General features: G+C 72.3%; 13 protein-coding genes. 4 read left to right on the forward strand and 9 right to left on the reverse strand.

Annotation, left to right across the window (positions count from 1 at the left end; all coding sequences use genetic code 11):
• Positions 1 to 13: 13 nt before the first annotated feature.
• From OHA37_RS01035 to OHA37_RS01050, 4 genes are all read right to left on the reverse strand, one after another.
• Positions 14 to 2671, reverse strand: a complete 2658-nt coding sequence (locus OHA37_RS01035; RefSeq protein WP_266901442.1) for a DUF7824 domain-containing protein — start codon at positions 2669 to 2671, stop codon at positions 14 to 16.
• Positions 2668 to 4113 carry an SWIM zinc finger family protein gene (locus tag OHA37_RS01040; RefSeq protein WP_266901444.1) on the reverse strand — a complete coding sequence of 482 codons (1446 nt, stop codon included), beginning with the start codon at positions 4111 to 4113 and terminating at the stop codon, positions 2668 to 2670. The genes OHA37_RS01035 and OHA37_RS01040 overlap by 4 nt, the downstream gene beginning before the upstream one ends.
• Positions 4114 to 4359: 246 nt before the next feature.
• Complete coding sequence (locus OHA37_RS01045; protein WP_328692909.1) at positions 4360 to 4686, reverse strand: hypothetical protein; 327 nt, start codon at positions 4684 to 4686, stop codon at positions 4360 to 4362.
• Between the two features lie 172 nt (positions 4687 to 4858).
• Entirely contained in the window at positions 4859 to 5419 is a 561-nt protein-coding gene (locus OHA37_RS01050; RefSeq protein ID WP_266901448.1) for a MarR family winged helix-turn-helix transcriptional regulator, read from the reverse strand.
• Positions 5420 to 5584: 165 nt separating this feature from the next.
• Here OHA37_RS01050 and OHA37_RS01055 point away from each other — a divergent pair, with 165 nt between their 5' ends.
• Complete coding sequence (locus OHA37_RS01055; protein WP_266901450.1) at positions 5585 to 6715, forward strand: NADH:flavin oxidoreductase; 1131 nt, start codon at positions 5585 to 5587, stop codon at positions 6713 to 6715.
• Here OHA37_RS01055 and OHA37_RS01060 read toward each other — a convergent pair.
• On the reverse strand, positions 6705 to 7958 hold the full coding sequence (locus OHA37_RS01060; protein ID WP_266901452.1) for a hypothetical protein: 1254 nt from the start codon (positions 7956 to 7958) through the stop codon (positions 6705 to 6707). The genes OHA37_RS01055 and OHA37_RS01060 overlap by 11 nt on opposite strands.
• A gap of 666 nt (positions 7959 to 8624) precedes the next feature.
• On the opposite strand from OHA37_RS01060, the gene OHA37_RS01065 reads away from it, so the two are divergent.
• Positions 8625 to 9068: an IPT/TIG domain-containing protein gene (locus tag OHA37_RS01065; protein ID WP_266901454.1), complete on the forward strand. Its 444-nt coding sequence runs from the start codon at positions 8625 to 8627 to the stop codon at positions 9066 to 9068.
• Between the two features lie 133 nt (positions 9069 to 9201).
• Here the strand turns inward: OHA37_RS01065 and OHA37_RS01070 are convergent, their stop codons facing one another.
• Positions 9202 to 9543, reverse strand: coding sequence for a HopJ type III effector protein (locus OHA37_RS01070; RefSeq protein WP_266901456.1), 342 nt, complete (start codon positions 9541 to 9543; stop codon positions 9202 to 9204).
• Between the two features lie 317 nt (positions 9544 to 9860).
• The gene (locus tag OHA37_RS01075) at positions 9861 to 10301 is read right to left on the reverse strand and encodes a hypothetical protein (RefSeq protein ID WP_266901458.1); all 441 of its coding nucleotides are present in this window, start codon (positions 10299 to 10301) and stop codon (positions 9861 to 9863) included.
• 218 nt (positions 10302 to 10519) lie between these two features.
• On the opposite strand from OHA37_RS01075, the gene OHA37_RS01080 reads away from it, so the two are divergent.
• Positions 10520 to 10978, forward strand: a complete 459-nt coding sequence (locus OHA37_RS01080) for a GNAT family N-acetyltransferase (protein ID WP_266901460.1) — start codon at positions 10520 to 10522, stop codon at positions 10976 to 10978.
• A gap of 200 nt (positions 10979 to 11178) precedes the next feature.
• Positions 11179 to 11901, forward strand: a complete 723-nt coding sequence (locus OHA37_RS01085; RefSeq protein ID WP_266901462.1) for an alpha/beta hydrolase — start codon at positions 11179 to 11181, stop codon at positions 11899 to 11901.
• A 10-nt stretch (positions 11902 to 11911) separates the two neighbouring features.
• Here the strand turns inward: OHA37_RS01085 and OHA37_RS01090 are convergent, their stop codons facing one another.
• Together OHA37_RS01090 and OHA37_RS01095 are read right to left on the reverse strand one after the other, a co-directional pair.
• Positions 11912 to 12145: a helix-turn-helix domain-containing protein gene (locus OHA37_RS01090; protein WP_266901464.1), complete on the reverse strand. Its 234-nt coding sequence runs from the start codon at positions 12143 to 12145 to the stop codon at positions 11912 to 11914.
• Positions 12145 to 12729: a DUF2975 domain-containing protein gene (locus tag OHA37_RS01095; RefSeq protein WP_266901466.1), complete on the reverse strand. Its 585-nt coding sequence runs from the start codon at positions 12727 to 12729 to the stop codon at positions 12145 to 12147. The genes OHA37_RS01090 and OHA37_RS01095 overlap by 1 nt, the downstream gene beginning before the upstream one ends.
• Positions 12730 to 13037: the final 308 nt, after the last annotated feature.

The raw sequence follows: 13037 nt of genomic DNA on the forward strand, positions 1-13037 counted from the left end.
CCGCGGGCGGCCGCTACTCGCCCCGCGCGGCCGGACCCTGCGCGTTGCGTCGGAGTGCGTCGCGGAGGCGGGACGCCTGGGTGACCAGGCGGGAGCGGCCGGGGCGGGACGCGGCCTCGGCGAGGCCCGCCGGCTCGGGCGACGCCGTTCCCGACTGCTCCACGCAGTCGGCGGCCGTCGCGAGGAGGTCTCCGGCGCCCCTCGCGTCGACCGTGCCGGTGAGCAGTGCGGGGAGCACGGCGGCCAGGACGGCCCAGGTGGTCGCGCAGGCGCCGGTCGCGGCGGAGGTGCGCAGCGAGTCGGCGAGCCGGTTGGGTTTGACCGTGCCCAGGTTCAGGAGTTCGCCCAGGTCCGCGCCCAGGCGCCCTGCGTCCAGTTCCTCCCGGGCGGCGAGGGTGAGCAGCGCGTCCGCGGCCCGCAGCCGGTCTTCGGGGTGGCGGGCGCCGAGGCCGGTGGCCACGGCGAGGTGCAGGGCCGGGCCGGCGGGGCCGCCGGCCGCGGCGAGCCCCGGGAGTACGGCGAGGCCGCCCCGCCCTTCGTGGACGGCGCAGGCCGTGATCGCGGGGAGCCACCATGCTGCCAGTGTCTCCCGGTCCTCGGGTAGGGCCGCGATCAGCAGGGCCTCGTCCCCGCCGTCCCAGCAGCGGCTGGTGGCTTTGCGTGCCTGCGCGAGCTCGTGGAAGGCCTCGGGGAACTCCCGGAGCAGAGTGGTGCGTTCCGCCGTGTCGAGGACCAGCCCCGCCGGGGTCTCCCCGTAGGCGTGCGGTACGGCCGACGCGGTGCGGCGGGTGACGGCCCCGGCCTCTCCGGCCTCGCCGAGCCAGGCCGCCAGCCTGTCCCCCTCCGGTGTGCCGAGGGCCGCCGCGGCAGGAACGGCGGAGGCGTCGCGGCGAACCCGCAGCAGGGCCTGCGCGAAGTCCACCGGGGCGGGCTGCTCGCCGAGGCGCCCGTACTCGGTGAGGCGCTCGACGAGCACCTGGGGATCCAGGGTGCCGGTCTGCCCTGTGGGGGTGGCGAGCAGGAAGGGCAGCGGCCGGGTCGTGACGTGCCGGGCGGCTTCGACCAGGCGCGCCTGGCGGGCGACGGTGAACGCCGTGTGGTGGCAGTCGCTGCGCCAGCCCCCGAGCGCCTCCGGCGCCGGGCCCATCGGGCGCGCGTCCATGACGGCGGCGGCGACGTGCGCGAGCCCGGCCAGTTCGCCGGTGTACCAGTGGGCCCGGGCGGGGTCGAGCCACCACTGGTCGGCGAGCGCAGGGCGCAGCACTGCGTTGAGGGCCGCACGGTCCCGGTGGGCGTGCCGGACCAGGCCGTCCAGGGCTCGCTCGAACTCCTCGACGGTCGTGGTGCGGGAGTTGATGACGGCGGCTACGAGTTCCACGGTCTCCGGTACCGTCCCGGGGGCCGGTGCGAGCGGGGCCGGGAGCGGGGGCGGCGGGAGGAACTCCTGGTAGGGAGCGGCGTCGTCGGCAGGGACGGCCGCGTCCTGCCCGAGGAGTTCGACGGCACGGGTCCGGTGGGCCGGGCTCAGCGACTGGGCCTGCCCGGCGAGTTCGGCGCGTAGGACGGGGTCGTCGGTGAGGTGGGCGGCGGCCAGCTTGAGGGCGCGCTCCTGGATGTCGGTGTCGGTGTGCCCGAAGGCTTCGCCCAGCACCGCCAGCAGCTCGGGTGCGGTGGCCGGGTCACGGCGGAGCTCCTTGCCCATCAGTACCAGCTGGGCGCGGACGAGCTTCTTCTCGGGGCGGAAGAGGACGGCTGCCGACATCTCGGCCAGCAGTCGGGGGGTGAGGTGGCCCGCCGCGGCGAGCCGGGCCAGTATCCGCTGGGCGTGCCCGGCCACGGGGGACGGGGCGTCGGCGGTCAGCGCGATCCAGTCGGCGGCGCGCTCGCGCTCCTCCTCTTCGGTCGGACGGAGTCCCTGCCAGATGGCCTGGTAGGGCTTCAGCTGTCCGGCCTTGCCGCCGCGCAGCAGGCGGGCCGTGCATCCGTCGAGGAGCGCGGCACGGTCCACGATGCCGGCCTCGGCAAGGCCGGCCACGGCTGCCGGCCAGTGGTCGGGATCGTCCGGGTCGCAGCGCCAGCCGAAGGATCGGACCGGCTCGGCGGTTTCGAAGAGGCGCGGCACGAGGGTGGTGACGTGGGGGTCGTCGCGCAGGGCGTGGCCGAGCGGGGTGCGGGAGGTGTCCAGGGCCATCGCCCAGCCCTCGACGCAGCCGTCGGTGGTGGGCATCGGGCAGCCGGTGATGCGGACGAGTTCGATGATCAGCGCGTAGTCCTGCTCGACGGTGGAGGCCCGGGCGGCCAGCCGGTGGGCGAGGTCGCCCAGCCACTGGGGGTCCCGGTCGGCCAGGACGTCGAGCAGGACGCCCGTGGGCAGCGTCTGCCAGCGGCGCATGTCCGCGGCGCCGATCCAGGCGGCCGCGGCCGCCGCGCCGGTGTGGCAGCCGGCTCCGGCGACCACCAGGGCCTGGCCCATCAGCGCCCGTTGCTGCCAGTTGTCCCAGCCCTGGGTACGCAGTTCGCCGCGCATCCGCTTCAGGACGACGAGCAGGTCCCGGCGCTGCGTACGGTCCAGCGCCTTGAGGAGGTCGGGCAGTTCGGCGGTGCGTCCGGCTCGTACCGCCTCGATGGCGCCGTCGGTGGGGGCCTGCGCGGGGGCGGAGGTGGTGTTCATCGTGCGACTCCGGTGGAAGCGGTGCTGACGGAAGCGGTGCTGACGGAAGCGGTGCTGGTGGCGGCTCGGGCGGTGTCGGTGGCGGCCCGGAGCGCCATGCGGGTGGCGAGGGCGTGTTTGCAGGGGCCGCGGCGGCCGCGGTGGTCGGCCCACCACTGGCAGGTGCAGCTGAGGGCGCCTCCGGACTCGCGCACCTGGTAACGGCGTTCACCGGAGGCCACCACGGAGGTGCCGGGGCGGTCCAGGGTGACCGCGCCGGCCTCCAGCAGCGCGCGGGCGGCGACGAGGCGCGGGTTGTGGCGTTCGGCTCGCCGGGCGTCGTAGGGCAGTTCGCGGTGGAAGTACGCGGCTTCGGCGATGTCGTAGCCGACCCGGCCGGCGGTGCCGAGTCGGGTGAGTGCGGCCCGCACCCGCTCGACCGGGAGGCCCGACTGCTCGGCGAGGTCGGCCGGGTCGATGCGCGGTTCCCAGGCGAGCAGGACGGAGATCAGCTCGGCGTCCTCGGCCGCCGCGTCGGTGGCGAGGGCCTCCAGGACGGCGCCTTCACCGGAGAAGCCGCGGTCGGCCTGCGGGGAGAGGGTGAGGGTGAGCCGCATGCCGGGCAGGCCGATCTCCCAGGCGGAGGCGGTGGGGTTGGCGCCGTCCGCCGCGGGACCGTACACGCGCAGGCCGGTGGCCTGGCGCAGTACCCGCTGGAGGGCGGCGAGGCGCTCGGGGCCGGGCAGGCAGACCGCGCCGGGGACGGGCCGGGTGGTGGGGCGCAGCGCACGGCCCGCGGGAACCACCCAGAGCGGCCGGCCCCCACCTGCTCCGCCCGCGGGGGTTCGCGGGAGGGAGCGCAGGAAGCGGGCTGTTTCGGCGGCGCCCAGTTCGCCGCGCAGGTCGAACCCGGTGGTGATGGCCTGGGATTCGGCGAAGCCGCGCAGCCAGCGGTCGGGCAGCGGCACCTTCTTCTCGACGACCGCGCCGTCCAGGGTGGTGACCGCCATCTCGTCGGGGCCGACCCGCAGGTGCAGGGGGTCGTCCCCGGTGAGCCGGGACAGCGCCTCGCGCAGCGGGTTGTTGACGTCGACGTTGGTGGTGCCGTGGCCGGTGTCGGCGTCGCGCAGGCCCTCGGGCAGCACGTCGAGCCGGGCGTACACACCGCAGCAGCCGGAGAAGGACTCGAAGCGCAACCGGTCGCCGTTGCCGGTGACCACCGGATCGAGGGAGGCCAGCAGGGTGCGGCGGTAGTAGCGGGCCGCGGCCACGTCCGCGACGGCGAGCAGGGCACGCGCGGCCGCCTGAGGGGCACTCAGGAACCCTGCGAAGAACTGCGGGTGGGCCTCGGCCCCGGCCGGGGTCAGCCCGCCCGCGGTCTCCAGCCCGAGGGACCGGCCCGTCGCGGCGGAGGTCAGAGAGGAGGGGCGGACATAGGCGAAGGTGTGTGCGGTTCGCGTCATGAACGGGACGTTAGGCGGAGCCACTGACAACGCCGTCGGGACTGTGGACGACCCACGTCTCACCACTCACGACTCACTACTCACGGCCCACGACTTGCGGCCCACGACCGGTCGCGGACCGGCTCCGCACCCGGGAACGGCGAAGAGGAGTCGTACCGCCGATCGCGTCCGGCCCCCGTTGGCCAGGGCTGCCCCAGTGGCACCACCCGGGTGGAGGGACGCGACACGCGATCGGCCGGTCAAGCCTTAGGAGGACCTGCGGCGCAGAGCCATGCGGACCCCGAAGAAGATCACGAGCAGGACGATGACGAGGAGCACGACGATGGCGAGGGTCTTGAAGAGCCCGCCCTTCTTCTTGCTCTTCTTTTTCTTCTTGTTGCCGGTGGTGGCCTGGACTTGGGACGACGTGGGCGTGCGAAGCACGGTCACCGCGCCGGCGCCGGCGAGGAGGGGGCTCTGCGGGAGGGCCGCGGCCGCGGGAGCCTGGCGGACGGATGCCGCGGCTGCCGTGGCGGTCGCCGCGGGGCCCAGCAGTAGCCCGGCGAGTACGAAGAGCGGTACCAGTGCGGACACCGTCGTGCGGGAACGCTTCCTTGAAATGTGATGCTTTGTCACTCTTTCCCCCTTTTTTCGATGCCCCGGCAAGGGCCCGGCGGAACCGGACGGAGGGGGCCTTGCAGCATCGTCCGCGAGTCTGACCGCCCCGGCAAGGAGATGAGCGGAGGTACGAGCCGCGGCCCGACACCTACGTCGCAGGGGGCGCGGGTGACGGCGGAGCGGGGGCCGGGGATTCGTGCGGGGCCGGCGGGTGGCATGCCGCGCGGGCGTCGTCATCCTCCGTGCGCGGCCAGTACCGCCCTTCGAGGGCCTCGGCGCTGCGATTGAGACGGACCAGGACGTCCTCCAGCTCCCGCACTTCCTCGGGGGACCAGCCGGCGACCACCCGGGCCAGGCAGGACCGGTTGACCTCACGGTCTGCGGCGAGCCGACGCCCGCCTTCGACGGTGATGCGCAGCTTACGGGCCATGCCGCCCTCGGGGTCCGCGACGCGCTCGGCCAGTCCACAGCGCAGCAATGCGGCCGTCTGGCGGTTCACGGTCGAGGTGTCGAGCCCGAAGGCCTCCGACAACTGCCCGATGGACATGGGGCCTTGTGTGTCGATCCGGCTGAGCAGCAGGTACGCCGACCGCTCCAGGCGTTCGGGATCGCGCTCGCGCCGGGCCAGCACCTGGTGCCGCGAGAGCAGCATCAGCTCCCGCTCCAGTTTCTCCAGCACTACGCCTCCCCGCTCCTTCCGACGCCCCATTATCGCGAACCCTGGAACCCGGCCACGACGGCCCCCGTACGGCCCGGTCCGCGTGAGGTGGCATCGCACGACGACCGACCTCGCAATATGCATGATACATAGCCTGTGTACTATGCACTTCTCGTTGCCACCCGACGAGTCACAGCCGCAACCCGGAGGACCCGCATGACCGTCACCACGGCCCCCGCCTCACGCGCCGCCGAGATCCTGTCCCGGCCGCTCACCCTGAACGGCCTGACCGTCCCCAACCGCATCGCGATGGCGCCGATGACGCGGCAGTTCTCCCCCGGCGGCGTGCCCGGCGAGGACGTGCAGGCGTACTACGCCAGCCGGGCCGCCGCGGGCGTGGGCTTGATCGTCACCGAGGGCACCTACGTCGGTCACGACTCCGCCGGGCAGAGCGACCGGGTGCCGCGGTTCCACGGAGAGGACCAGCTGGCGGGGTGGGCGAAGGTCGCCGCGGCCGTGCACGACGCGGGCGGCACGATCGTGCCCCAGCTGTGGCACATAGGCATGGTGCGCAAGCAGGGCGAGGCACCGTACGCCGACGCTCCGGCCGTCGGCCCCTCCGGCATCCGCGTCGACGGCACCGAGGGGACCGGCAAGGCGATGACCCGCACCGACCTCGACGACGTCATCGGCGCGTTCGCCGACGCCGCGGCGGAGGCCGAGCGGATCGGCTTCGACGGTGTCGAACTGCACGGCGCCCACGGCTACCTGATCGACCAGTTCCTCTGGGAGCGGACCAACCGCCGCACCGACGCCTACGGCGGCGACGCGGTGGCCCGTACGAAGTTCGCCGCGGAGATCGTGACCGCGGTCCGTGAGCGCGTCGCGGCCGACTTCCCGGTGATCTTCCGCTACTCCCAGTGGAAGCAGGAGGCCTACGACGGACGGCTCGCGCAGACCCCGGAGGAACTGGAGGCCATCCTGGCCCCGCTGGCGGCGGCGGGCGTCGACGCGTTCCACGCCTCCACCCGGCGCTACTGGCTCCCTGAGTTCGAGGGCTCGGACCTGAACCTGGCGGGCTGGAGCAAGAAGCTCACCGGCCGGCCGGCCATCACCGTCGGCTCGGTCGGTCTCGACGGCGACTTCCTCCGCGCCTTCGCCGGCGAGGGCGCGGCGCTCGGCGACCTCGACAACCTCCTGGACCGCATGGAACGCGACGAGTTCGACATGGTCGCCGTCGGCCGGGCGCTGCTCCAGGACCCGCAGTGGGCGGCGAAGGTCCTCGGCAACCGCTTCGACGAGCTGAAGCCGTACGACGCGTCGGCGCTCAGGTCGCTCAGCCGCTAGCCCGTAGCCGCAGGCCGTCCGGAGGGCCTGCGGCCAGACTCGCTCCGGCGGCGGCCCGTACCTCCGGTTCTTCCATCGGGTCGTCGCGGAGTTCGGCGATGCGGTGCAGGGTCTGCGGATTGTGGGGTGCCGAGGCGATGCCCAGGAGCCGTGCGCGTTCCTCACAGTCCCAGAGGGACTCGGTGTACGCGTCGTCCAGGCCGGACGGGTCGATCGCGGCGAGTGCTGTCAGGTAGTCGGTACGCTCGTACGAATGCGGGGTGTGCCGCCAATAGCGCCACAGGACGGGCACCGCGTCGGCGGCCTCGGGTCCGAAGCGTGCCAGCCTCTTGGCCGTGGTGTCGGGACCGCACCAGGTGCGCGTCTCCCACTGTTCGGCGAGTTCGGCCACCAGCCCCGGTATCGCCTCGGGCCCGGGGTGATCGGCCAGGACGTACGCCCCCAGCCGGGCCAGCCACTCCTGCCCGTCCACGGCCCACCCGCGTGCCGCCGGGACGGCGAGGGCTCCGAGTCGGTCGACCGCCCGCCGGAGCAGGGGCAAGGGCCTGCTGCCGTCCCGGGCTCCGAGCGAGGGTACGAGCGGGATCAGCCCCTCGGCGGGCTCCCGCCCGGCCAGAGCACGCAGTGCATCGACCTTCGTGTTGAACTCCGTACCGTCGGCGGCCAGGAGGGCGAGCAGCTCCTCGTCGCTCAGGCCGCCGAGGGACGGCCGCGGACGGAACGTGCGGCCCGGCACCTGGATTCCGAACCGGCCCCACGGTTCGGCGGACCACGGAAGCTCCTCCTCCCCGCCGATCCGGGCGCGCGCGACATCACCCAGGTCCTCCCACCACTCGGTCGGCCAGCTGTCCGCGACCGACTGCAGTACCGAAACCCAGTGCTTGCCCGTCCGAATGTATGCGCGGAGCCCCTCCCGGGCCTCGTCCGAACCGGCGAGGGCGAGCAGCCTCAGCACAGGGGCGACCCGCGGACACTCCTCCTCATCCCCCGCCAGCTGGTCGGCGACCGGCGCCGGCGACAGCTTCAGGTCCCGGATCAGCCGCGCCTGGTAGAGGTAGCGGTCGTCGCACTGGGAATCCCACTTCCAGTCCCGGCGGATCCCGTCGTACACGAACGGCGCGGCGGCCGCCGGGGCACACCGTGCGCGCTGCGCACCCAGCCCCCGGCCGCGCTGCAGCAGCCCTTCCAGCGTGTCGTGGCGGGCGTAGGACAGGGTGCGGGACGTCTCGTCGTCATAGCTCATCACGCCACACCCTGCCCCGGTGCGAACGCGGCGGCCACACATTATCGGCCGGTGCTCCCGGGACCGGGCTCCGTTCTTCGCCGAAGGCCCGCCGCCGGGCCTGCCCCGGCCCGGTCCGGTCCGGTCCGCTGACGCGCCCGGGCAGACGTCCACAGGGGGGCATCATCAGGGCGAACCAGGGTGGCCAGGGCGAGGAGTGCCGGGGGTACGGACAACCACGGCACGGCCACGGCACGGATCAGGGGCGGGCTGGTACGCCGTCGTACGACGAGAGCTCCCAGGGCGGTCAGGGCCGAGCCGACGAGCAGAAGCCTGAACGAGGTAAGGAGAGTGTCCCGGCCGGGGAACAACAGCCAGGAGAAGAGCGCCAGTGGGGTTCCGAAGGAGACCGGCGGGGACACCTCGGAGTCACGGGACGTCCGTCCTGCGATCGACACGAGCCGGGGAGCGAGAACGGGAGCCGGATCGGGAGCGATGTTCATCCCGATCGGCTGGACCCTCCAGCGTGCCGGACCTCCGGGTGAGGGGCCTCGGCCAAATGGCCAGGGCTGCCTCGGCCATCCGCGACATCAGGCGTTTGTGCTGGATTCGCGCAGCACCGCCTCGTCATGATGGGGCGGCCCGGATGCCCCGGTTTCTCCCGCTTCGTCGGAAGGCTTCTTCGCCATGACGCGTACCCAGCGCCGGATCGGCTTCCTCCTCACAGCGGTGTTCCTGTGCAACCTGCCGCTGGGTCACTCCGCACCGCGGGCCGAGGCCGCTGGGCCCGGGCACTGTGCGGCCGGGGTGCCCTTCAGTCGGCCCGGTTCCCCGGACGGGGTTCCGCAGGGGCAGCTCGTCGCGGTTCAGCCGGATGCCGGCCCTCGGAGCGGCGGCAATCAGGTGACGTTGAGCGGTTCCGACCTCAGCACCTATACACGGGTGTTCTTCGGCACCCTGGGGGCCGACGGATGCTTCACCGGGCAGGAGGCTTCGGACGTGGTGGTGCTCAGTGACACCTCCATCGTCGCCATCGCACCCCCGTGGCCCACGGCCGCCACCGTCTCCGTCTACGCGGGCACCGACTGCGGGCGGCTCAGCAATCCGCTCGGCTACACCTACCTCGACTGAGGCCCGCCTCTCCCCTCAGACCGCGGACGGCGGGGCGTCGGTTTCGCCTCCGGCAGCGCGGCGCACGCCTCGGAAAGCCGCGCGCCGGAGAAGGCGCGGTCGGGGCGGATGGCGCTCGCCCGGATATCGCCGTTCAGCTCTTGCGGGCCAGCGGGTTCCCGGCGAAGCTCACGCCTCCCAGGCCGTGGGCCAGGAGGTTGCGAATGTTGCCGTGATCAGTGCCGTCCGGCGTCGCCAGCACGCTGCGGTAGTACTCACCGAATGCCAGCAGCGCCTCTTGGTCGCTCAGCCCTTCCAGCAGGGCCAGTCCCAGCGTCTTGCAGGACCCTTCGTTCTCGCCCGCGGCATTGTCCAGGTCCCCGTTGCGGAACGCCTGCGGCTGGTACTCGTAATGCGCGGCGACGAAGGACAAGGTGTCGGCGAACTCGTGCTCACCTGACGCAAGGCTCGCCCGCAGCGAGTTCAGATCAGTCATGTCGGCTCCCCTGACGTGAGCGGACGACCCGATTGCCGTCCGCGACCGGACGACAATACCCCCCTGTGCTCAGCCGGTAGGAATCGCGCGGCACGTCCGAACGAGCGGCATCTGCGCAGGTCACGCTGTGCGTCGGTGCGACCGGCCGAGATCCGGTTCCGGTCAGCGCCGGCTGGGGCGGAGCGTCCAGCGGCACGGCCACCTGGCCGGAGTCACGGTCCCACCGCTTCGGCCCGGCTCGCACACGCCCGTACCGTCCGAACTCGCGCGTCCGGACGGTCTCCGCCTCGGCGGGAGTGTGCGCGGATGGTCCCCGGTCAGCGGCGACCGGTGGCCAGGACGACGAGGAACTGGCCGCCGCCGGCCTGGATGTCGGCGGTCACCGGCAGCCCCGGTACCAGCCGGGAAAAGCGGTCCACCAGCCAATCAGCCGTCTCTTGGGCGTCCTTCTTGGTCGGGCAGCGACCCACCATCTCGCGGCCGCCCTTGCGCTCCAGCCTCTCGGCCACAGCGATCAGCGGGGCGGGCTCGACCACGTACAAGCGCTCCGGCCAGGCGATGACCACCTTGACCGCACCCTTGCGGCTGTTGCACCCGCGGTGCGCGAGCCGCTCGGCGATCTTGGCCTTCCGGTCGGCCGTCCGGCTGTCGACACTGGGCCCCCGCGGGTCGTTCACCGACTCGTCGGGATCCACCGCTTCGTCGCACACCCAGCACTGCCAGCCGTCACGTTCTGCCACATCATCAAGGAGACTCACCCGAGCAAAGTACCTGCCCGGCCGCCACCCCGTGCACCAGGTCCCCGGCGGCGTCGGGTCAGACCGGTGGGGCGACGGGTTCCACGGTGCCGTGAACGTGCCCGACGCCGAGGATGACGCCGGCGCGTCGGCCGCGTCCGGGCCGCCTTCCCGGCAAAGGTCGTGGGACAACACCCGGTGGGCCGGAGCACCGCGAGCCCTGTCAGGAGAGGTACACCGTGTTCGTCACCTTCGTCCCGGTCGAAGAGATCCTGGACCTTCGCCAGCGGGTCCTGCGGCCGGGGCAGCCCCGGGCGAGCGCGCTCACCGAGGTCGACCTGCTGCCGGACACCTTTCATCTCGCGGCCCGCGCCGACAGCGGTGGCCTCGGGGCCTGCGCCACCTTCAGCACCGAACCCCTGCCCGACACCCCCGCACTGGCGGCCTTCGCGACCGAGGGGGTGTGGAGGCTGCGCAAGCTTGCCAGTGACCCGGACGTACGCGGGCAGGGCTTCGGCAAGGCCGTCCTACGCGCGGGCCTCGACGCGTGCGCCGCGCGCGGCGGCCGGCTCGTCTGGTGCAGTGGCCGACTCGCCGCGGCCGGCTTCTACGAACACCACGACTTCACCCCCGTCGGCGACCGGTACACCGTCCCCGGCATCGGCCCGCACCACCACTTCATCCACGAGCTGCCGTAAGGGCGATCCGTCCACGGAGCCGCCGGGAAAGTCCGTTGTCGGACTATGGGAACCGCTGCTAGCCTCCCGGAGGCCGTGCGAGAGATCGAGGAGGTGGTACCCGTGAACGCAGTATCGACATGGGTGCTCCCCTCCGGGGTCACGGTCGGGCGATAGGTCGTCCGGGAGCGCCGATCTGAGCACTCCCGAAAGGCACGATCGTGCACTTCATTTCCGAACAGCGCCTCGACACCGGCGTCGTCGAGCGCGAGTTCACCCTCGGCGAGATCCCCGGCACCCTGTGGACGCCCGGATCCGCCGCACCGGCCCCGCTGATCCTGATGGCCCACAACAACGGCCTGCCCAAGAACCAGCCCCGGCTGGTGGCCCGGGCCCGGCACTCCGCGGCGTCCGGCTACGCCGTGGCCACCATCGATGCCGCCGGCTGCGGTGACCGGCCCCGTTCCGCCGCCGACGAGCGGGCCCGCGACGAACTCCGCCGGGCGATGCAGGACGGCCGACCGACCGACGAGATCTTCGAGACCTTGGTCGGTTCTCTGGTCGAGAGGGCGGTCCCGGAATGGCGGACCACTCTGGACGCCCTCCTGGCGCTGCCGGAGATCGGCGGCCCGGTGGGGTACTCCGGGTGGACCGCCGTCGGCATCCACTTGGCGGCGGTCGAGCCCCGCATCGCTGCCGCCGGCTTCTTCGCCGGGGGGTTCGTGCCCCCAGCCCAGCGCGAAGAGGCCCGGCAGATCACCATCCCGCTGCTGTTGCTGCTGCAATGGGACGACGAGGGGAATCCCCGGCAGCGCGCCCTGGACCTGTTCGACGCCTTCGGCAGCAAGGAGAAGACGCTGCACGCCAACTTGGGCGGGCACGTCGGCACCCCGTGGTTCGAAGTGGAGGACGGTGCCCGGTTCTTCGGCCGGCACCTGACGTGACACCGGACCGTCAGGCCGGGTCGGCGGGGTCGTGGGTGATCAGGTCTCCCGGCTGGCACTGGAGGACGTCGCAGATCCTGGACAGCGTGGAGAAGCGGATGGCCTTGGCCCGACCGTTCTTGAGCACGGACAGGTTGACGACGGTGATGCCCACCTGTGCGGACAGTTCGGTGAGCGTCATGCCTCGCTCGGCGAGGACCCGGTCGAGGTGGATCCGGATCGAGTGGAGTTCCTCTTCGGACATCAGATGGTCCCTTCGAGGTCCTCTCGCATGCGCACGCCCTCGCGCATGATCTTCCCCATGATGACAGCGGCAAGGCCGGCGAGGATGAGCACCTGGGGCTCGGAGACCGTCGGCCCGGAGCTCTCGATGGGCACCATGCTGGCGACCAGCCAGGACTGCGACCAGCCTGCGACGAGGCCCGCGAGCGGTGTGCCGACGGTGACGAACCAGCCGAGAACGGTGAGCCGTCGCGCCACCTTGTCGGTGAACGGCCCTTGTGACACGACGGCATCGAGCAGCCGGGAGAAGAGCAGCAGCGCGAGGGAGGCGAACAGCATCCAGGGCAGTTGGCCCCCTAGATCGGCGGCGCGCTGTGCCGTGGAGGGGCTGTTCTGGCAGAGGCGCGTGGTGCTGCTGGATGCTTCCACGCCCTGGCCGATCGGCAAGCCGTCCGCCAGCGTGGCATTGGCCCAGAGGCCTGTTTTCACACAGACCGCCCCGTCGTCGAGCATGTGCGTGACGGCCGTGCCGATGAAGCTGAGCCCCCAGAGCATCGCCAGTGCAAAGGTCAGCGAAGCCAGGATCTTCGTGAAACGCGTGTTCACCGCATTCCCCCCTATCGATTGTCGATACGCCTCAGACTAGAGGACCATATCGATAATCGACAAGTCACTGACGGTCGGAGTGGCGGCGATCCACGGCAAGGGGGGGCACAGGCCCAGCCCGCGCCCACGGGTGCGGGCTGGGCCGCGGATGCAACTTCTACAAAATGTTGACGCACCTCTATCGAAATGGCGTCGACACGATGGACGATTCAAGCAAGCCTCCCCTGCCGCACCTGACCATCCGTCAGCGCGGGGAAGGCCGATCCCACCCTCGTTTCGTTGGGAGGCCACACGCCATGAACCCGATC

It is taken from the genome of Streptomyces sp. NBC_00335 (assembly GCF_036127095.1).
In the GTDB taxonomy this organism is placed as follows: Bacteria; Actinomycetota; Actinomycetes; order Streptomycetales; family Streptomycetaceae; genus Streptomyces.

Bases quoted from the DNA above. Each gene is read 5' to 3' on its own strand.
- OHA37_RS01035 (WP_266901442.1), bottom strand. From the start codon at position 2,671: ATGAACACCACCTCCGCCCCCGCGCAGGCCCCCACCGACGGCGCCATC.
- OHA37_RS01040 (WP_266901444.1), bottom strand. From the start codon at position 4,113: ATGACGCGAACCGCACACACCTTCGCCTATGTCCGCCCCTCCTCTCTG.
- OHA37_RS01050 (WP_266901448.1), bottom strand. From the start codon at position 5,419: ATGGGGCGTCGGAAGGAGCGGGGAGGCGTAGTGCTGGAGAAACTGGAG.
- OHA37_RS01055 (WP_266901450.1), top strand. From the start codon at position 5,585: ATGACCGTCACCACGGCCCCCGCCTCACGCGCCGCCGAGATCCTGTCC.
- OHA37_RS01060 (WP_266901452.1), bottom strand. From the start codon at position 7,958: ATGAGCTATGACGACGAGACGTCCCGCACCCTGTCCTACGCCCGCCAC.
- OHA37_RS01065 (WP_266901454.1), top strand. From the start codon at position 8,625: ATGACGCGTACCCAGCGCCGGATCGGCTTCCTCCTCACAGCGGTGTTC.
- OHA37_RS01070 (WP_266901456.1), bottom strand. From the start codon at position 9,543: ATGACTGATCTGAACTCGCTGCGGGCGAGCCTTGCGTCAGGTGAGCAC.
- OHA37_RS01090 (WP_266901464.1), bottom strand. From the start codon at position 12,145: ATGTCCGAAGAGGAACTCCACTCGATCCGGATCCACCTCGACCGGGTC.